General features: G+C 63.2%; 15 protein-coding genes. 8 read left to right on the forward strand and 7 right to left on the reverse strand.

The annotated features are described in order from the left end of the window. Positions 1-76: 76 nt before the first annotated feature. Genes asnB through ASE13_RS04995 form a run of 8 tightly spaced genes read left to right on the forward strand, consistent with a single transcriptional unit; the run spans position 77 to position 10,492 of the window. Positions 77-1,939, forward strand: coding sequence for an asparagine synthase (glutamine-hydrolyzing) (gene asnB, locus ASE13_RS04960; protein WP_200955575.1), 1,863 nt, complete (start codon positions 77-79; stop codon positions 1,937-1,939). Then, positions 1,936-3,096 (forward strand): glycosyltransferase family 4 protein, encoded by a 1,161-nt coding sequence (locus ASE13_RS04965; protein ID WP_056612235.1) that lies wholly within the window; start codon positions 1,936-1,938, stop codon positions 3,094-3,096. The genes asnB and ASE13_RS04965 overlap by 4 nt, the downstream gene beginning before the upstream one ends. Next, positions 3,089-4,228, forward strand: a complete 1,140-nt coding sequence (locus ASE13_RS04970; protein ID WP_082596366.1) for an N-acetyl sugar amidotransferase — start codon at positions 3,089-3,091, stop codon at positions 4,226-4,228. The genes ASE13_RS04965 and ASE13_RS04970 overlap by 8 nt, the downstream gene beginning before the upstream one ends. Beyond that, complete coding sequence (hisH, locus tag ASE13_RS04975) at positions 4,225-4,836, forward strand: imidazole glycerol phosphate synthase subunit HisH (protein WP_056612238.1); 612 nt, start codon at positions 4,225-4,227, stop codon at positions 4,834-4,836. Before ASE13_RS04970 ends, hisH begins: the two co-directional genes overlap by 4 nt. A gap of 2 nt (positions 4,837-4,838) precedes the next feature. Beyond that, complete coding sequence (locus ASE13_RS04980) at positions 4,839-5,621, forward strand: AglZ/HisF2 family acetamidino modification protein (protein ID WP_056612241.1); 783 nt, start codon at positions 4,839-4,841, stop codon at positions 5,619-5,621. Further along, positions 5,618-7,738, forward strand: coding sequence for a bi-domain-containing oxidoreductase (locus ASE13_RS04985; protein ID WP_056612245.1), 2,121 nt, complete (start codon positions 5,618-5,620; stop codon positions 7,736-7,738). The genes ASE13_RS04980 and ASE13_RS04985 overlap by 4 nt, the downstream gene beginning before the upstream one ends. Positions 7,739-7,757: 19 nt before the next feature. Continuing rightward, on the forward strand, positions 7,758-8,870 hold the full coding sequence (gene wecB, locus ASE13_RS04990; RefSeq protein ID WP_056614716.1) for a non-hydrolyzing UDP-N-acetylglucosamine 2-epimerase: 1,113 nt from the start codon (positions 7,758-7,760) through the stop codon (positions 8,868-8,870). Positions 8,871-8,902: 32 nt separating this feature from the next. Beyond that, entirely contained in the window at positions 8,903-10,492 is a 1,590-nt protein-coding gene (locus ASE13_RS04995; protein WP_056612248.1) for a heparinase II/III domain-containing protein, read from the forward strand. A gap of 1 nt (position 10,493) precedes the next feature. Here the strand turns inward: ASE13_RS04995 and ASE13_RS05000 are convergent, their stop codons facing one another. The 7 genes from ASE13_RS05000 to ASE13_RS05030 all read right to left on the reverse strand — a co-directional run bounded on the left by ASE13_RS05000 (position 10,494) and on the right by ASE13_RS05030 (position 18,926). Beyond that, positions 10,494-11,735 carry a hypothetical protein gene (locus tag ASE13_RS05000; RefSeq protein WP_156404737.1) on the reverse strand — a complete coding sequence of 414 codons (1,242 nt, stop codon included), beginning with the start codon at positions 11,733-11,735 and terminating at the stop codon, positions 10,494-10,496. Positions 11,736-11,741: 6 nt separating this feature from the next. After that, complete coding sequence (locus ASE13_RS05005; protein WP_082596369.1) at positions 11,742-13,961, reverse strand: GumC family protein; 2,220 nt, start codon at positions 13,959-13,961, stop codon at positions 11,742-11,744. Between the two features lie 36 nt (positions 13,962-13,997). Beyond that, a complete protein-coding gene (locus ASE13_RS05010) occupies positions 13,998-14,720 on the reverse strand; it encodes a polysaccharide biosynthesis/export family protein (RefSeq protein ID WP_235536845.1) in 723 nt (240 codons plus the stop codon). Between the two features lie 9 nt (positions 14,721-14,729). After that, positions 14,730-16,028, reverse strand: coding sequence for an O-antigen ligase family protein (locus ASE13_RS05015; RefSeq protein WP_056612256.1), 1,299 nt, complete (start codon positions 16,026-16,028; stop codon positions 14,730-14,732). A 296-nt stretch (positions 16,029-16,324) separates the two neighbouring features. Beyond that, positions 16,325-17,587: a nucleotide sugar dehydrogenase gene (locus ASE13_RS05020; RefSeq protein ID WP_056612259.1), complete on the reverse strand. Its 1,263-nt coding sequence runs from the start codon at positions 17,585-17,587 to the stop codon at positions 16,325-16,327. A gap of 192 nt (positions 17,588-17,779) precedes the next feature. Then, complete coding sequence (locus ASE13_RS05025; RefSeq protein ID WP_056612261.1) at positions 17,780-18,553, reverse strand: metallophosphoesterase family protein; 774 nt, start codon at positions 18,551-18,553, stop codon at positions 17,780-17,782. A 190-nt stretch (positions 18,554-18,743) separates the two neighbouring features. After that, positions 18,744-18,926, reverse strand: coding sequence for a hypothetical protein (locus ASE13_RS05030; protein WP_156404738.1), 183 nt, complete (start codon positions 18,924-18,926; stop codon positions 18,744-18,746). Positions 18,927-19,242: the final 316 nt, after the last annotated feature.

Below are 19,242 nucleotides of genomic sequence, written 5' to 3' on the forward strand. Positions count from 1 at the left end.
GGTAGGCAAATTTGGCAAGGTCCGGCGCCGCGACCGCGTTTCGATTGTTCGGGGATAGCGTCGGTCTATGTGTGGCTTGGTTGGCGTTGCTGCCGAAAACCCGATCCCTCGCCGCGAATGGCTGCGCGAGGGCTGTAAGGTCATTGCGCATCGCGGCCCGGACGATGAGGGCCTGTGGTGGTCGAACGACGGGCATGTCGGACTGGCGCATCGCCGGCTGGCGATCGTCGATCTGTCCGCCGCAGGACACCAGCCGATGCTCGACGCGACCGGCGAGATCGTGATCGCCTTCAACGGCGAGATCTACAACTTCCGCGAACTGCGTGCCGAACTCGAAGCGATGGGTCACCAATTCCGCTCGCATTCCGATACGGAAGTGATCCTCGCCGCCTATCGCAGCTGGGGCGACGCATGTCTCGAGCGGCTGGACGGCATGTTCGCGCTGGCGCTTTTCGATCAAAGGACACGCCAGCTTCTGCTCGCCCGCGACCGGGCGGGGGAAAAGCCGCTTTTCTATCGACTGGATCGGGGCGAGTTGCGGTTCGCCTCCGAACTCAAGGCGCTGCTGGTAGACGAGACGCTGCCGCGCGAGGTCGACCGCGAGAGCATGGATGCATTTCTGTCGATGGGCTATGTTCCGGGAAGCCGGTGCATATTGCGAGGCTTCCGCAAGCTTCCCGCCGCGCATGCCATGCGGTTCGACCTCGCCAGCGGTGACACCAGGATCTGGCAATATTGGCAGTTGCCCGAATATGACCCGGCTGCGGCAGGCAGCGAGGGCGATCTGCTAGACGAACTCGAGCAGCTTCTGGATCAGGCGGTCCGGCGCCAGCTGGTTGCGGACGTGCCGGTCGGGATATTGCTCAGCGGTGGCCTGGATTCGAGCCTCGTGACTGCGATGGCGGCGCGCAACGCGGCTCGCCTGAAGACCTTCACCATCCGCTTCCCGGGCCATGGCAAGTTCGATGAATCCGGACACGCGCGGCTGATCGCGAACGCCTTCGGCACCGATCATCTCGAATTGGAGGCGGAAGAGGGCGCCGCGGACCTGCTGCCGCGCCTTGCGTGGCAGATCGACGAGCCGATGGCGGATTCGTCGATGGTGCCGACCTTCCTCGTGAGCCAGTTGGTCCGCCAGCATTGCACCGTGGCGTTGGGTGGCGATGGCGGGGACGAACTGTTCGGGGGTTATGGCTATTACGCCAAACTGCTGCAGCTTCAGCAGAAGATGCGGAGCATGCCGAGATCGGCCGGCCGTATGGCTGCCTGGCTCGCGACCCATCATAGTCCGCTGGGTGTGGGCGGCAGCAACCTGCGTGCATGGGTGCAGGCATTGGGGACGGACATGTCTCGCGATCTGCCGCTGATCGGCAGTTTCTTCGATCGACCGTCGCGGCAGCGGCTGATGGGGAACAGGTCCGGTTGGCCGTACCATGCCGAAGCGATCCATTCGGATGCGGTGCCCCCCGATCCGGACCTGATCCAGCGAGTCACGCGGCTCGACTTCAAACATTATCTGGCGGAGGACATACTGGTTAAGGTCGACCGGATGAGCATGCTCAACGCATTGGAAATGCGCGCGCCGATGCTCGATCGCCACCTCATCGAGTTCGCGATGCGCAAGGTTCCTGCCTCGCTCAAGACCAATGCAGGCCAGAAGAAGATATTGCTCCAGAAGCTGGCGGAGCGCGTCCTGCCGCCGGAGTTCGATCGGCAGCGCAAGCAGGGCTTCAGTATCCCCCTCAAGCATTGGCTGACCGGCGGGCCTTTCAAGCGACTGTTCGAGGAGGTCCTGCTCGATCCGGCATCGACCTTTGACAGGCGCTATGTGAGTTCGCTGCTGCGAGGGCAAGAAAAAGGGCGTGCGAACGAGGAGCGCCTGTTCGCGCTCGTCATGTTCGAACTCTGGCGCAAGCACTATGGCGCGATCGTTCGATGACCGGCGATATCGTCGTCGGGCTCGACGCTTCGCGTAACCGCTCGGGCGGCGCGAAGGCACATTTGATCGGATTGCTCCGGGATGGCGACCCGCTGGCCCACGGCATTCGCGAGGTGCATGTCTGGGCTTACCGGTCCTTGCTCGACGCGCTGCCTGATCGGCCCTGGCTCATCCGGCATAATCCGCCTGCACTGGAGAAATCGCTTTTGAAGCAATTGCTGTGGCAGCTGTTCGAGATGCCCGGCGAAGTGCGAAAGGCGGGGTGCGACATCGTCCTGAACACCGACGCCGGGGCGCTGTCACGGATAAGTCCCAGCGTGACGATGAGCCGCGACATGCTGTCCTACGAGCCGGGCGAGATCGAGCGCTATGGCTGGAGCAAGGCGCGGCTGCGGCTGCTGCTGCTTCGCTATGTGCAGAACCGCTCGCTGCGACGCTCCGATGGCGCGGTGTTCCTGACGCGCCATGCTGCGGAAGTGATCCAGCGGTCGTGCGGGCTTCTCGATCGTGTCGCGCTCATTCCGCATGGCGTGGGTGCGGAATTCGCCGAGATACAGGGTCGTCCGGCATGGCCGGCGGCGGACGAAAGACCGGTCCGCTGCCTCTATGTGTCGAATGCCGCGCCCTACAAGCATCAGTGGATGGTGGTCGCGGCGATCGAGCAGCTGCGGGCGGAAGGCTATGACGTGGAGCTGGAGCTCGTGGGCGGCGGATCCGGCAAGGCGCAGCAACGGCTCGACGCGCAGATCGCACAGTCTGATCCGGCCGGGAAGTTCGTCTCCCAGACCGGCCCGGTGCCGCAGGCAGCGCTGCCCGGGTATCTCGCCCGCGCGGATTTGTTCGTTTTCGCCTCCAGTTGCGAGAACATGCCCAACACCCTCATCGAGGCGATGGCCGCCGGGCTGCCGATTGCTTGCGCGCGGCGAGGGCCGATGCCAGAGGTGCTGGCAGATGGCGGTGTGTATTTCGATCCCGAAGTGCCGCAATCCATCGCCGCGGCGGTGCGTTCGCTGATCGATGATCCAGCGCTCCGGTCGCGGCTGGCAAAGCGGGCCAAGGAATTGTCGAGCCAATATTCTTGGGCTAGGTGCGCCCGGGAAACCTGGTCGTTCCTGACCCAGACCCTTCGAGCCATTGGCGAACGCCCCCATGCCTGACCGCGCATACCAGATTTGCAGAAACTGCGTCATGGACACCACCGATTCGATGATCGTGTTCGATGAGAAGGGCGTGTGCGATCACTGCAACGACTTCTACGCGAAGACCCTGCCCAACTGGCACACCGGCGAGGAGGGGAAACGCGAACTCGAACAGATGGCGGACGAGATCCGCAAGGCCGGCAAGGGCAAGGACTTCGACTGCATCATCGGGATGAGCGGCGGGATCGACAGCTCCTATCTCACCTATGCCGCAAAGGAGCTAATGGGCCTCCGCCCGCTGGTCTTCCACGTCGACGCCGGCTGGAACTCGCAGATCGCGGTCAACAACATCGAGCGCCTCATCGACAAGCTCGATCTGGATCTCTTCACCGAAGTGATCGACTGGCAGGAGATGCAGGACCTGCAGCTAGCCTTCTTCCGATCGGGCGTTTCGCATATCGATACGCCGCAGGATCACGCCTTCTTCGCGACGATGTACAAATTCGCCACGCAGCATGGCGTGAAGACTATCCTGACCGGCGGTAATCTCTCGACCGAGTGCATCCGCAACCCGGTTGAGTGGATGTACTACCAGTCGGATTCGCGGCAGCTTCGCGATATCCACCGCAAGTTCGGAATCCGGCCGCTCAAATCCTATCCGGTGACTTCGATCCTCTGGCACAAGATCTGGTTGCCCTATGTCCGAGGCATCAAGGTCCTTCGACCACTCAATTCGATGTCCTACATCAAAGAGGACGCGAAGGCGCTGCTGATGGAGCGTTTCGGGTGGCAGCCATATCCGCAGAAGCACTTCGAATCCCGCTTCACCAAATTCTACGAGAGCTACTGGCTGCCGAAGCGGTTCGGTTACGATGTCCGCCGGGTCCAGTTCTCCAGCCTCATCGTGACCGACCAGATGACGCGCGAAGAAGCGATCGCCGAACTCGAGAAGCTGCCTTACGATCCAGCGACGATCGGGCACGAGATCGAATTCGTGGCGAACAAGCTCGGCATCACCATCGACGAGCTCAACAGCTATATGGAGCTGCCGCACCGAACCTATCGCGACTACAAGTCGCAGCGTCAGATCTACGATCTTGGCGCGAAGGTCATGCGTGGGCTGGGTATGGAGGTAGGTGGCAAGCGATGATCGCGATCGTCGACTATGGCGTCGGGAACATCCGCGCCTTTGCCAATATCTATCGTCGCCTCGGAATGCCGGCGGAGCCGGTGACGACCGCCGCAGCGTTACGTCAGGCGGACAAGATCATCCTGCCCGGCGTGGGCGCTTTCGACTGGTCGATGCAGCGGCTCAACGATTCCGGAATGCGCGAGGCGCTGGACGAGAAGGTCGGCGGCGAGAAGACGCCGGTGCTGGGCGTTTGCGTGGGCATGCAGATGATGGCGCGCTCGAGCGAGGAGGGCGTGCTTCCCGGGTTGGGCTGGATCGACGCCCAGGTCGTCCGCTTCCGGCCGGGCGATCACAACGACGCCCGGCATCTGCCGCATATGGGCTGGAACGACGCCGAGCCAGTGGAGCAGGAAACGCTGTTTCGCGACATCACCGAGCCTCGCTACTATTTCCTCCATTCCTATTATGTCGCGCCTGCCAGTGACGATACGGTGCTCGCGCGCACGCAATATGGGCTGCGCTTCGCCTCGGCGGTTCGATCGGGCAATGTCTTCGGGACGCAATTTCACCCCGAAAAGAGCCATGACTGGGGCGTCAGCCTGCTTCGTAACTTCGCGCTGCTCTGAAGATGCTGAGACCGCGCATCATTCCGTGCCTGCTCGTGCACAAAGGCGGGCTCGTGAAGACCGTCAAATTCGGCGAAGGCAAATATGTCGGCGATCCGATCAATGCGGTGCGGATCTTCAACGAGAAGGAAGTCGACGAGTTGATCGTCGTCGACATCGACGCGACGCGCGACGGGCGTGAGCCGGATTATCAGCTGATCTCGAACCTCGCGAGCGAGTGCCGTATGCCGTTCTGCTATGGCGGCGGTGTGAAGACCGTCGAACAGGTCGAACGGATCATTGCGCTCGGCGTGGAGAAGGTCGCGGTGAGCTCCGCCGCGGTTGCGGACCCGGACCTGATTCCGGCCGCGGCGGCGCGTGTGGGAAGCCAGAGTGTCGTCGCGGTGATGGACGTGCGCAAGGCGGGTATGCTGCGCAAACCGGAAGTCGTGACGCACAATGGCACGCGTCGCACTGGCCTTTCTCCCGTCGATTTCGCGCGGCAACTCGCGGATGCCGGGGTAGGAGAGATCGTCCTCAACTCGGTTGATCGCGACGGGACCATGCAGGGCTATGATCTCGATCTCGTTGCCCAGATCCGCAAGGTTGTCGATGTGCCGATGACGGTGTTGGGCGGCGCGGGCGGGCTAGCCGATATCGAGGCGCTGCTCGCTGCGGAGAGAATCATCGGTGCTGCGGCAGGCAGCTTGTTCGTGTTCAAAGGGAAGTATCGCGCGGTGTTGATCAATTATCCCAATCGCGTCGAAAAGCAGGCGGTGCTTCAGCGGGGCGGATTCGACGCATGAAACAGGTCCTGCAAAGTCTCCAGACCGGCGAAACAAGCGTGACCGACGTGCCGGCGCCTGGGGCGGGCCGGGGGCGGCTCCTGATCCATTCGACGACGTCCCTCGTCTCCGCGGGCACCGAGCGGATGCTGGTGGAGTTCGGCAAGGCGGGCCTGATCTCCAAGGCGCGGCAGCAGCCCGAACGAGTCAAGATGGTTCTCGAAAAGGCGCGGACCGACGGGGTGTTCGCCACGCTGGAGGCGGTGCGCAGCAAGCTCAATCAGCCACTGGCACTGGGATATTGCAATGTCGGCCGCGTTGCCGCGCTGGGTAGCGGCGTGCAGGGTTTCCAGCCAGGCGATCGCGTGATCAGCAACGGCAATCACGCGGAAGTGGTGTCGGTCCCGCAGAATCTCTGCGCGGTGGTTCCGGACGAGGTCAGCGACGAAGCAGCGGCGTTCACCGTCCTCGCGGCGATCGGCCTCCAGGGCATAAGACTGGCGGCACCGGCGCTGGGCGAATGCGTCGTGGTGACCGGCCTCGGGCTGATCGGCCTGCTGACGGTCCAGATGCTGCGTGCGCAGGGGTGCCGTGTGCTCGGCATCGATTTCGATGCGAGCCGTCTCGAACTGGCGCGCAGTTTCGGCGCCGAAGTGGTGAACCCGGGAGAGGGCGAGGACGTGCTCGGGGCCGCCGCCGCTTTCTCGCGAGGGCGCGGCGTCGATGCGGTGATCGTAACCGCCTCGACCAAGAGCAGCGAGCCGATCTCGCAAGCCGCCAATATGTGCCGCAAGCGGGGCCGGATCGTGTTGGTCGGCGTGACCGGGCTCGAGCTGAATCGCAACGAGTTCTATGAGAAGGAGCTCACCTTCCAGGTGAGCTGCTCCTATGGGCCGGGGCGGTACGATGCTGCTTATGAGCAGGAGGGGCAGGATTACCCCATCGGCTTCGTTCGCTGGACGGAACAGCGCAATTTCGAAGCGGTGCTCGACATGATGGCGAGCGGCGCGCTCAATGTGACGCCGCTGATTTCCCATCGATTCCCGCTGGAGCAGGCCGCCGATGCGATGGCACTGCTGACCTCGGGCGAGCCTTCGCTGGGGATCCTGCTGCAATATTCGCCCGACGACGCGGCAAAGCGTCTCGAAGTGCGATCGGTAGCGCTTGGCGCGACGGTCGTTCCCGGGCGCGCCACCGTGGGGTTCCTCGGCGCGGGCAATTATGTTGGCCGTATCCTGCTGCCGGCGTTCAAGGCCGCCGGGGCTACCTTGCATACGATCGTGAGCGGCGGTGGCGTGAGCGCGGTCCATGCCGGTTCAGCCAATGGTGTCGCAAGCGCCAGCACCGATGGCGAAGCGGTGCTCGCCGATGGCAGCGTCGATACGATCGTGGTGGGGACCCGGCACGACATGCATGCACGGCAGGTGCTGGCGTCGCTGCGCGCCGGGAAGCATGTGTTTTGCGAGAAACCCCTCTGTCTGACGCACGAGGAGCTCGACGAAATCGAAGCGGAGGCACGTGCCCGTCCCGGCCAATTGCTGATGATCGGGTTCAACCGTCGCTTCGCGCCGCACATCGTGCGCATGAAGCGGCTCCTCGATACCGTCGACCAGCCGAAATCCTTCGTCATGACGGTCAATGCGGGCGAGATTCCGCCCGATCACTGGACGCAGAGCGCGGTGATCGGCGGTGGACGCGTCATCGGCGAGGCATGCCATTTCATCGACCTGCTTCGCCATCTCGCGGGGGCCGAGATCGTCGCACACAAAACGACTGCACTGGGCCGGCACCCGGCGATTCCCGTCCGCGACGACAAGGTGGCGATCACGCTCGAATTCGCGGACGGGTCCGTTGGGACGATCCATTATCTCGCGAACGGCCATAAAGCCTTTCCCAAGGAACGGCTCGAAGTGTTCTGTGCGGGCCGCATCCTCCAGCTCGACAATTTCCGCAAGCTTCGAGGCTGGGGCTGGCCGGGTTTCACCAAGCTCAATCTGTGGAGTCAGGACAAGGGCGCAGTGGAATGTGCGCGATCGTTCATTGCGGCGATCCGAAACGGTGCGCCGAGCCCGATTGCGCTGGAGGAGATCGTGGAGGTCAGCCGCGTGACCATCGCCGCGGCGTCCGACGCACGGTGACCGTCTGATGGGACAAAATATGCTGATCGACATCATCGCCGGGGCGCGGCCGAATTTCATGAAGATCGCGCCCATCATACGCGCGATCGACGCGCGGGCAGCGGCGGGGGGGCGGCTGCGCTATCGCCTCGTCCATACCGGGCAGCACTATGACGCCAGCATGTCCGGCGCATTCTTCGAACAGCTCGGTATCCCCGAACCCCAGGTCAATCTGGAAGTCGGCTCCGGAACGCAGGCCGAGCAGACCGGCGCGATCATGATCCGATACGAGCAATTGCTGCGCGAGGCGCCGAGCAGCTTGTGCCTCGTGGTGGGCGATGTGACATCGACTATGGCCTGCGCGATCGTCGCGCAGAAGCTGCACGTGCCCGTCGCGCATGTCGAGGCGGGGATCCGCTCGGGTGACTGGACCATGCCCGAAGAGATAAACCGGATGGTCACCGACGCCATCACCAACTGGTTCTTCACGACCAGCGAGACGGCGAATGCCAATCTGCGCAACGCGGGCGTGGGGCAGGAGCGGATCTTCTTCGTCGGCAATACGATGATCGACACCTTGCTCCACCATCGGCCGAACTTCGCCAAGCCGGACTTTTTCGATGCGCTGGGGCTGACGCGAGGGGCCTATTTCGTGGCAACGCTCCATCGCCCGGCGAATGTCGACGGCATCGAGGGCCTGGCGCGATTGCTGGATGCCATCGTGAAGGGCGCGCGCGGGCTTCCGGTGATCTTTCCCGTTCATCCGCGTACCGCGAAGACACTGCAGACGATGGGGGCATTGCCTGACGCGATCCGGCAGGTGGATCCGCAGCCCTATCTCCAGTTCAATTATCTAGTCGAGAACGCGCTGGCGGTGATCACCGACTCCGGCGGGATCACCGAGGAATGCACGGTGCTGGGCATTCCGTGTCTCACGCTACGCGACTCCACCGAACGGCCTGAGACGGTTTCTACGGGGACGAACGAGCTCATCGGCACCGATCCCGCGGCATTGGCGCCAGCGCTCGAACGCCTGTTTGCCGGCGAATGGAAGAAGGGCGGCATTCCCGAGAAGTGGGATGGCAAGACGGCCCAACGTATCGTCGACGCGCTGGAAGAACTCATCGACATGCGCGCGGTGGCGGCGCATTGAGCGCCTCCCGCTACTGGCAGACCCTTCGGCACATGAAGCCGCGGCAATTCTACGGCCGCCTGTGGTTTCGCTTCTATCGCCCGCCCGTCGATGCCTCGCCAGCTCCCGCCTTGCGTCTTCCCTCCGGCACGTGGCGCTCGCCGGCGCGCAGGCGGCCGAGCCTGGTCGGACCGACGCGCTTCGATCTGCTGAACGAACAGGGCGATCTGCGCGAACTGGGCTGGGACAATCCGGATCGCGAGAAGCTCTGGCGCTACAATCAGCATTATTTCGACGATCTCAATGCTTTCGAAGCCGAGGAGCGGCGCGACTGGCACCGCGATCTGCTTGCGGCGTGGCTGGCGGAGAATCCCGCAGCCCAGGGCAGCGGCTGGGAGCCCTATCCGACCTCGCTGCGGATCGTGAACTGGATCAAATGGGATCTCGCCGGAGGTGGGCTGGACGAACGGCATCGAAATAGCCTCGCAGTGCAGGCGCGTTGGCTCCGGAGACGACTGGAATGGCACCTGCTGGGCAACCACCTCTTCGTCAACGCGAAGGCACTGATCTTCGCGGGCCTCTATTTCGAGGGCGACGAGGCGCGGCGATGGCTCGACCTGGCTACCCGAATTCTGGAACGTGAAATTCCCGAACAGGTCCTGGCCGACGGCGGACAATTCGAGCTGAGCCCGATGTATCACGCATTGGCGCTCGAGGACCTGCTCGACCTCGTCAATATACTGTGCGCGTTCGAGCGCGCCCTGGGGCCGGCGCAGATGCAGCTGCTCGATCGCTGCCGAGCCTTGGTCCCGAAGATGCGCGGCTGGCTCGATGCGATGTCGCACCCCGATGGGGAGATCAGCTTCTTCAACGATGCGGCGTTGGACATCGCGCCCGCCAACGCCGAGCTATCCGGCTATGCCGAGCGCCTCGGGCTGCACGCTGTCCAATCCGTCGTCTCGCCCTGGCTCGGCGAAAGCGGATATGCGCGTCTGGAAAATGGCGATGCGGTGCTCATCGCCGACATGGCGGCGGTCGGGCCGGATTACCTGCCGGGCCACGCGCATGCTGACAGCCTCAGTTTCGAGCTCTCGATCGGAACGGAGCGGATCATCGTGAACGGCGGAACTTCGGTCTATGGCGCCGGTCCGGAGCGGCAGCGGCAGCGGGGTACCGCCGCGCACAGTACCGTCACGATCGCAGGACGAAACTCCTCCGACGTCTGGAGCGGCTTCAGGGTCGGGCGGCGTGCTCGCGTGTCTGGCGCACGCGTCTCGTGCTCGCTGGCAGGCTGCGAGGCCGAGGCGCGGCATGACGGCTATCGCACGCTCCCCGGACATCCCGAGCATGCCCGTCGGTGGTTCCTGGGCGAGCGACAGCTTCGCGTGATCGATCGAATATCGCCCGCGCATCCCGGCGGGATCGCGCGCTACCATCTTCATCCGTCGATCCGCGCGGTAGCCGCCGGGCCTTCCGGCGGCACGCTGCATTGTGCCAGCGGGCGTGTCCTGCGCTGGTCGAGTTCGGGCTCGGCGCGGCTGGAGGATTCCTCATGGCATCCGCGTTTCGGGCAGACCATTCCGACCAGCTGCATCGCGATCGCTGCCGGCACGGCTGATACGGAATTTACGCTGAGCTGGTGAGCTAGCCGGCGCGCGTCAGCACGATGTCCTCGATGGTGACGGGGCCGGCATTTTGATTGGCGCCGCTGGTCGCCTTGAGTTCGAGAACCTGTGCCGAACAAGCGGCACCAACGACGAGGCCGTGCTTGCCCGATGCGATCGGGGTCACCAGATTGTTCGCACCCAGCGCCTGTTTTTCGCCCTGACCGGCATAGCAATAAACCTGTGGATTGACCGTCACGTCGCCGGGCGAAGCGGGATCGACCGGCGCAATGCGCATCGCGATCGTGTAGGTGCCCGGGCGCAGGAAGAGCAGCTTGCGCGCCACCACCGCGCTGCGCTCGGAGGGCGCCTGCACGACGATCCGGGGCTTGCCGGTGCTTTCGTTCTTGTCGAACGATGCGAAGACTTCCTGATCGGTCCTGAGCTCCCAGGCAATCGGGGTCAGACCGGAAACAGAGGCGTCGGTGAGGCCGGGATTCTGAAGCAGGCTCGGCGACGCCTTGGGTGTGCGAAGATAGAAGTCGCGAGCACGCTCGACATAGCCTGCACCCGCCAGCGACTCCAGCAGCAGCCGCCCCAGGGTGGCGCTGTCGGAGAAGTTTGCCAGGCCTCCAGACTCGTTGACGAGCGCCGTCATTGCTATCGGATCTCCCTTGTTCGTGAGAGCGAAGCGCAACATGTCGCCCACCCACGGAGTCCGCGCCTTGACGTAGGGAATAAGCTCGCGGCGTATCGGAGCTTCGGTCAGCGCATCGACGAGCCTCTCGAACAACAGACTGTTCAGCTCGGGGTGGATGCGCAGGACATAGTCGTAATGCCGCAGCGCGCCCGCGATATCGTCGTTCGCGACGCTCCGCTCGACGTGCCACAGCTGCAACGCGGTCTCGCGCGGCGAGAGCTTCAGCGACAGATCCGACAGCCGCTGCACATCTTTCGGGCGATGCTGTACTTCACGCACCGCGAGCATGACGAAATAGGGGCGGGGATTGATCGGATCCCCCTTCAGCGACCGCTGCGCTATTCGCTCCACGGCCGCGACATTTTTGGCATTTATGCCATTCAATGTGACCGTGAGTGCCTTGTTCGCCAACGCCGATGAATCGTTGGGCGAAAGGCGCAGCGCCGCGTCCGGACTGGCGTCCCGCGACGCGGCGGTGAGCGCCGACACTGCGGCGAAATAGGCGCCCGCCACGAAACAAAGCGCCACGGCCGAGCGCGCGATGTCGGTCCTCCGGAAAGGGCGGCGAAATCGCATTGCCATCGCGGCTCAGCCGTCCCGTGCGTTGGTGTCGGCCGTGTCCCCATATCCATAGCCATAGCCGTACCCATAGCCATAGCCTGCGTGGCGGCTGCTGAGCTTGGTGAGGACGCCGCCGAAGATGTGGGCATGCACCGAATGGAGGCGATCCAGCGCCGCACGTACGCCGCGGACGGCCACGCGTTCGGTCTCGATGACATAGATGCAGCCCTCGACTGCCTTGGACAGCAAGGGAGCATCGGCGAGACCGAGGATCGGCGGAGCATCGACCACGACATGATCGAAGTGCTCGAGCAGCTGTTCGATCAGCATCGACATCCGGTCGCTGCTGAGCAGTTCGGCCGCGCTCGGCGGGGTGGGGCCGGCGCTGAGCAGGCTCAACCCCTTGAAGCTGGAGGGCTTGATCAGCTTCTGCCAGTCATTGTCGCCGGCGAGGATATTGCTGAGACCGGCGGCATTGTCGGCATCGAGGAACTGATGGATCGAGGGCGATCGCATGTCCGCGTCGAGGATCAGCACGTTCTTTCCGGTACGGCCGAGGACGACCGCCATGGCGAAGCTCGTCGTGCTCTTCCCTTCGGCCGGGCTGGTGCTGGTGACCATGAAGGCGCGCGGCACCCCGTGATCGGTCGAGAAAGCGAGATTCGACCGGATGCTGAGATATGCCTCGGACACGGAGGATTTGGCGTCCATCAGCTGCTGAAGCGCGTCTCCCTCCTCGATATTCGGCACGCTGCCCAGCAACGGAATCTGGAGCTGTTTGCTCACCTCGCCAGGTTCGCGGAAGCCTTCATCGATCTGCTCGAGAGCAAAGGTAGCCAGGCCGGCAAGGGCGAAACCCGCCACCAGCGCGAGCGCCATGTTGAACATGAGCCGCGGCGAGGACTGCCGGTCCGGGACCTTGGCGACATCGACCAGCGCGATGTTGTTGGCACCCACGCCCGCGACGCCGATCTCCTTGTAGCGCTGCAAAAGCCCATCATAGAGCTGACGATTGGTGTCCGCTTCGCGCTGATAGATGTTGTACTGGATGCTGTCGCGGCTCTGCTTGCCGAGCTGCAGCCTCAGCGTCTCGACCTGCCGCCGCAGGCCCTCTTCGCGCATCTGCGCCTCGCGATATTCCGTCGAACGGCTGCTGTCGACGCGTGCTTCCTCGCGCGAGATCGCCGAATCCAGCGACTGGAGTTGCTCGGCGAGGGCGCGCGACGCCGGATAGCCGGGCTCGAACTGAACAGAAAGCTTGGCCAGTTCGGAGGCGACCTCCGCGCGGCGCTGGCGAAGCGACGAGATCGCCGGATTGGTCAGCGCCTGCGGAGAGGCCCCGCGCTGCCGGACCGAGCGGCTTTCTGCCGCCAGACGATCGGCGGTCGCCGACGCCAGTGCGGCGTTCAATGCCTCGAGGTCGCTGGAGACCAACGTGCGCTCGACTTCGGTCCTGCCATCTGCGCTCTTGCTGGTGCCAAGCGCCGTGATGCCCTTTTCCGCGGCATAGTTCACGAGATCGCGCTCGGATGTTTCGAGACGGGTGCGAAGATCCGCCAGTCGCGATTCGAGGAATTTGCGCGCATCCGCTGTGGAGGCGAAGCGGCGATCCATGCTCGCCTCGATGAACTGCTGCGCCCATGTGTTGGCGATCTGGGCTGCCAGCTCAGGAGAGCCGCTGGTGTATTTGATGTCGACAAGGGCGGAATTGCGGATCGGCGAGATCGCAATGTTGCTCTGCAGGATCTGGACGGCCGCTTTCTCGCGCTTCGCCCTCTCGACTGCAGTCAACGCCTGGCCCTTCTGGCCAAACACGGAACCGCTTCCGTCCAGCTGGACGCCATGCGCCTCGAAGAAATCATTGCGTGTCGCCAGATTCAGCACCTTGGCGACGCGTTCCGCCAGGGATCGTGCGGCGAGCAGCGAATATTGGGTCTGATAGAATTCGAGATCTCGCCCCGACGCTGCAGACTCCAGCCCCTCTACGTTCGTGACCTTCTTCTGGTCGCGGCTGATCTCGATGCGCGACGTCGCCGTATATTTCGGCGTCATGAGCATCGTTATCACCAGGCCCACGACCAGCGTCGAGCAGATGATCCCGATGATCACCCACTTCCACCGCAACGCTACCTGCCAATATTGGAGCAGGAGCGGCGGCTCGAGACCCTGCTGGGGCGCGGCGAGCTCGGCTGGAACTACCTGGCCTCCTCGTGATGGGTCTTGAGCGGAGAAGTTCGACTGCAGCATGGTGGTCTTTCAGAAGGTCAGGAAGCGATCAGGTCACTATTGCAATAGCACAACGAGCGGCGCGGTGAGCAACGGTGCGACCGACAGGACATCGCGGAAAATGCGGCGAGCCTGAGAATCACCCACGACGATCACGTCGTTCGCATAGACCTCGGGATCATCATAGGCTCCGTTCCGGATCGCTTTCAAATCGTAAAGCGCGGCCATCTTCTGGCCGCCGACGGTGCGAAAAATCACCACTTCCTTGAGCTTCGCGAACTCGCCCGCACCCTTGGCGGTCGCGACCGCGCGCATGAGGGTCATGCGGCCGATGACCGGGTATAGACCGGGTTCCTTCACCTGACCATCGACGGTGATCACCTGGCTCACCGTTTCCTTGAGGTTGACGGTAACCTGGGGGTCGCGAATGTAGCGGCCGCGCAGCCGTTCCTCGATGACCTCCTCGAGCTCGCCAGGCGTCTTGCCGGCGGCTTCGATGATCCCGGCGAGCGGGAAGGAAATGCGGCCGCCTGCGTCGGTCTGCACCTCTTTCTTGCTCAGCTCCTCGATGCCGAACACGTCGATGACCAATCGATCGAACGGGCCGATCAGATAGGGCCGGTTCTGCTCGAAAAGGTCCGCGCGCTGGGGCGGCGGCAACGCGTCTGCATTAACCACCTGCAGGCGCGCATTTCCCTTCGTGCTCGGCGTCAACGGCGCATCGCCCGCGCACGCGGCAAGCGCGAGGCAGAGGCAAAGCGGTACCACTCGATTGATCATCATATTCTCTTAATTTTCGCGGGGATGGGCTAGCCGAGAGCGCCCTTCACTTCCACCGTTTTCTGTGCGGGGTGCGTCGGAGGCGGGTGGGGCGAAGGCACCCTGGAGCCAGATCGCGCAGAGCGCGGCGACGCACATGAGCGAAGGCGTGCGCAACGGATAGTCGGCGATGCTCGCCAGTCCGAAGAGCAGGAGCAGCGCCGAGCCGAGCCGGGAGAGTGCAACCTCGCGCCGGCCGATCGGCTTCGCGAACCATGCCTTGTACGATCCCCGGGCCCAGAAGAAGACGATCAGGGCCAGCAGGAGGAGGCCAACGGCCCCCGCCGTCATATAGGCCTCCAGCCAATCGTTGTGGGCGTGGTTCACATAGGTCGGCTTGAGCAGCCATGACGGCTCGTCGAGCTGATATACCTGCTCGAACGAGCCGATGCCGGAGCCGACCGGGAAATATTTCCCTGCGAGATTGGCGATCGGGCCCCACATCCGGAACCGCAGATCGGCATTCTCGTCATAAGCGAGAAGCCGGTTTATGGATTCGGCGCGCGAGAGAAACAGGAACAACAGCGTCAGGCCGGCGACGGCCGCGCCCGCAAGCAGATAGAGGGGGAGGAGGCCCGACCGGCCCTGGCGCGCGCCCGGCTTGTGATACAGCAAGGGAATGAAGATCAGGCCGACCAGCGCTACCAGCATGCCGCCGCGCGAACCGGCGACGAGTATCAGCGGAATGATGAACATCGACGCGGCGAACAGCGCCCAGAGGTGGAAGCTGGCCCGACCGGATGAATCTCGCCGGGTGCCCATATAGACCGCTAGTACCGGCAGCAGGCATGCGAGGTAGACTGCGGCGTGGTTGCGGTTGGCGAAGAGCCCCACCGGTGCGCCCTTGTTGCTGACGCTGTAGAAATAGAGGACGCTCTCGTCCGAGCCGGCGAGCTGCAGCAGCCCCAGCACGGCGGAAGCCAGGCCCAGTGCGATCAGCAGCGGGAGCAGCTTCAATTGCTCGTCGCGATTGATCTGCACGCCGATCAGGAGCACCGCCAACGGAGTGAACAGGGAGTAGAGCGCGTTCACGGTCGCGGCCGGAACGAGGCTCAGGGGGCGCCATATCTGGCCGATCCCGGACGCCTCGTCGAGGCGCGCGATCAATTCTCTTCCGGGAAGCTGCGTCCAGATCGAGGGGGGAAGCGGAATCAGATGGGCGGCGGTGACGGCGATCAGCAGCGCCGCGATCGCAAAAACCAAGGCGTGGCGCCGCACGTCCGCCCAGGTGAGCGTCCACAAAGCGACGCCGCAGACGAGCAGCGACAAGGGACGCAAGAGAATGAGGGAATGAATGTCCCCCCGCGCCCCCCCGCCTATCGCGAAGGCGAGCACCAGGAAGCCGGCCAGAATCCAGAACTGGATGGAATTCCCCGTATGACTCGATGCGAACTTAAACGGGAAATGCACGCTGCCGGTGCTGCGCCTGCTCCTCGCGGAAGCCCCGCCATAGTGTCTGGAGCGCATCTTCGATCCTGATAGTTGAGACACTGCGATCAACTCGCCCGCCTGAGGTGGCCCACCCGGCCTTGAAGGATTTTTCCGCGAAATGCGTCAATATTCGTTCAAAGAGACCAGAGCGAGAAGCCTGGTTTGGCAGTCCTCAGGCGAAGCGCATCCTTCAGGTCGCACAGAGTGCCGCCTGTGCGCAACATGTCCCAAAGCGCTTCTTCGCCCAATTCGAGATATTGCTGATGGGGGACGGCGAGAACCACCGCATCATATTTGCCCTGCAGGGCGTCCGATGAGAGGGAGAGGCCCGTTTCCTCCTCGGCATGGTGCGCATCGGCCAAGGGGTCATGGACCACAACCGTGTGCCCATGCGCCTTCAGGCCCGCGACGAGGTCGGTTACCTTGGAGTTGCGCAAATCCGGGACGTTCTCCTTGAACGTCAGGCCGAGCACCAGGATCGATCCCGCGGTCTCGCCCACCGCCCGGTGGACCGAGTCTGCGACGTAGCGTGCCATTCCATCATTGGTAGACCTGCCCGCGAGGATCAGCGCGGGATTGTGGCCAAGCTGCTCGGCGCGGAAGCTGAGATAATAAGGGTCGACGCCGATGCAGTGACCGCCGACGAGGCCGGGCTGGAATGGCAGGAAGTTCCACTTGGTACCGGCGGCGGCGAGTACGTCCCAGACCGAAATGTCCATCTTGGCGAAGATCTGCGCAATCTCGTTCATGAGCGCGATGTTCACGTCGCGTTGCGTATTCTCGATGACCTTGGCTGCTTCCGCCACCTTGATCGACGCGGCCCGGAATGTACCTCCGCTGGTCACCGCTCCATAAATTTCTGCAAGCTTGTCGGTTACCGCCGGAGTCTGTCCGGCTATCACCTTGGTGATCTTGTCTACGGTGTGCTCGCGGTCGCCGGGATTGATGCGTTCCGGCGAATAACCGAGGAAGAAGTCCTCGCCACAGCGAAGGCCGGTGAGCCGCTCGATTTCGGTCCCGCAGATTTCCTCGGTGACGCCAGGATAGACGGTGCTTTCGTAGACGATGATTGGTTTGCGATCGGCCGACAGCATCGCCGCGACGCTACGTGTGGCAGACAGGATCGGCCGCAGATCGGGAACGTTGTTCTGATCGACCGGCGTGGGCACGGTCACGATGTAGACATCGGCCGCGGCACAATCGTCCTCGGCACCGGTTATGTGAAGCGGCGAGGCCTTGAGCCGCGCGGATTCGATCTCCGCCGTGCGGTCGTGACCTTCTTGCAGTTCACTGATCCGCGACGGATCTATATCGAGCCCCCAGGTGTCGAACTTGTCTGCCAATGCGACGGCCAGCGGCAGGCCCACATACCCCAATCCTAACACAACAATTTTCACGAAGCTTCCTCGCGGATAGAGATCAGGCCGAACCCCGGGCCAGCGTTCGCCTCGTAACCAAAGTCGCGAGTGACGCAAGGTCTAGCTGCGGCGCGCCGCGGGCCGGCGGAGGCTTCGCGATTGGCGGGGCGAATCTCCGTGTTTCGCGGCATGCTTTCGGCCTGCGCCAATCTCGGTGGTCGCAGGTCCGTTTCAGCTGCGGGTGTTCAATATCCAGCGATCGCCGTTTTCGAATCCCATCGCGCTCAGGCGGCCCGACGCGAATGCGCCGGTGTCCAGCCCGATGCGGTGCGGCAGCTGCTCCACTTCGTCGGAGATCGTGTGGCCGTGCACGATGACTTTCTCGAGAGTGCCTTCATGGTTGATGAAGCTTTCCCTGATCCACCGCAGGTCCTTGATCCGCTGCTGCGCAAGCGAGGTGCCGGGATCCACGCCGGCGTGGACGAAGGCGTAGTCGCCCAGGATGATGACGTCCTCGAACGCGGAAAGGAAATCGATGTGCGCGGCGGGAACCATGCGCTGCAACGCCTGCATCAGCGCAGGATAGTCCATCTCGCAAAATTCGTCCTCGGTTATCCCATAGCTGAGGATGGTTTCCCGGCCGCCGATGCGAGTGAAGAAGCGCAACGCGCGCTCATCCCCGGAGAGTGCGTTCAGGAAAACCTCCTCGTGATTGCCGCAGAGTGAGCGAACGCACGGATGCGATTGTTGCAGTTGTCGGAGCCGTTCGACGACCTGAGCAGATTCGGGGCCACGATCGATGAGGTCGCCCAGTAATATCAGCTGTGTTTCCGCAGGCGGTCTCGCGGCGTCGTCCGCCGCTATCCTGTGCAGGATTTCGTCGAGGAGATCGAGGCGCCCATGGATGTCGCCGATCGCATACACCCGGATGCCGGGAGGTATCTCAGCAGAAGGTCCGGAGCGAAGGGCCCTCGAAGCCTTTCGTGAGAACAACTTGGTCAACATTGCGGGTCCGAGTTGCCTTCCGTCAAATTTGAGCAAACGACGTGCCGCCGGTAGCCTCCCTGCCCGCTCGCTTTAGGAGCCATCCAAGCACGCGCCTGTCATATACCACGTTGCATGGCGATTTGAGTGCCCGAAAACAAAAGTGGCGGCCCTTTCGGGCCGCCACTCGTAACTCCGGATACCGGACAGCTTACGGGCTGTCGGGATCGTCGTCGTTGTTGGCGAGCGCGATCGCGCCGCCGATGATCGCGGCCGTGGCAAGCACGCCGATGATCACGGCAGGAGCCAGTTCGCTATCCTTTTCGCTCGCCGTCGAGGCGCGCGAAAGCGACAGCTTGGAGGCCGGAGCCGCCACAACTGGGGTGGCAGCCATCGTAACGACTGCAGCCGCCGTAAGAAGCTTTGACAACATTATTCTACTCCCTCTTCGAGCTCCGGTGCTCTCGTCGAGCGATCCTATGACATAGGAGACCCCCGACGGCAACACCTCAAAATCCAAGCTCACGTCAAACTAGCAATGCCGTGGCCTGAACGCAACACCGGTCCGGTAGACCCGAACTCTCTGCTCACAACCAGGACCCGTGCTGCGAGCGCGTGTATTTATATAACGCGCCGCAGCATTAGTGCCAAGGGGGTTAACGGAAAGTGATCGTCCGATGCGGAGGATTTTGGGGCGAAATCCGGTTAGT

The organism is Sphingomonas sp. Root241, assembly GCF_001428865.1.
In the GTDB taxonomy this organism is placed as follows: Bacteria; Pseudomonadota; Alphaproteobacteria; order Sphingomonadales; family Sphingomonadaceae; genus Sphingomonas.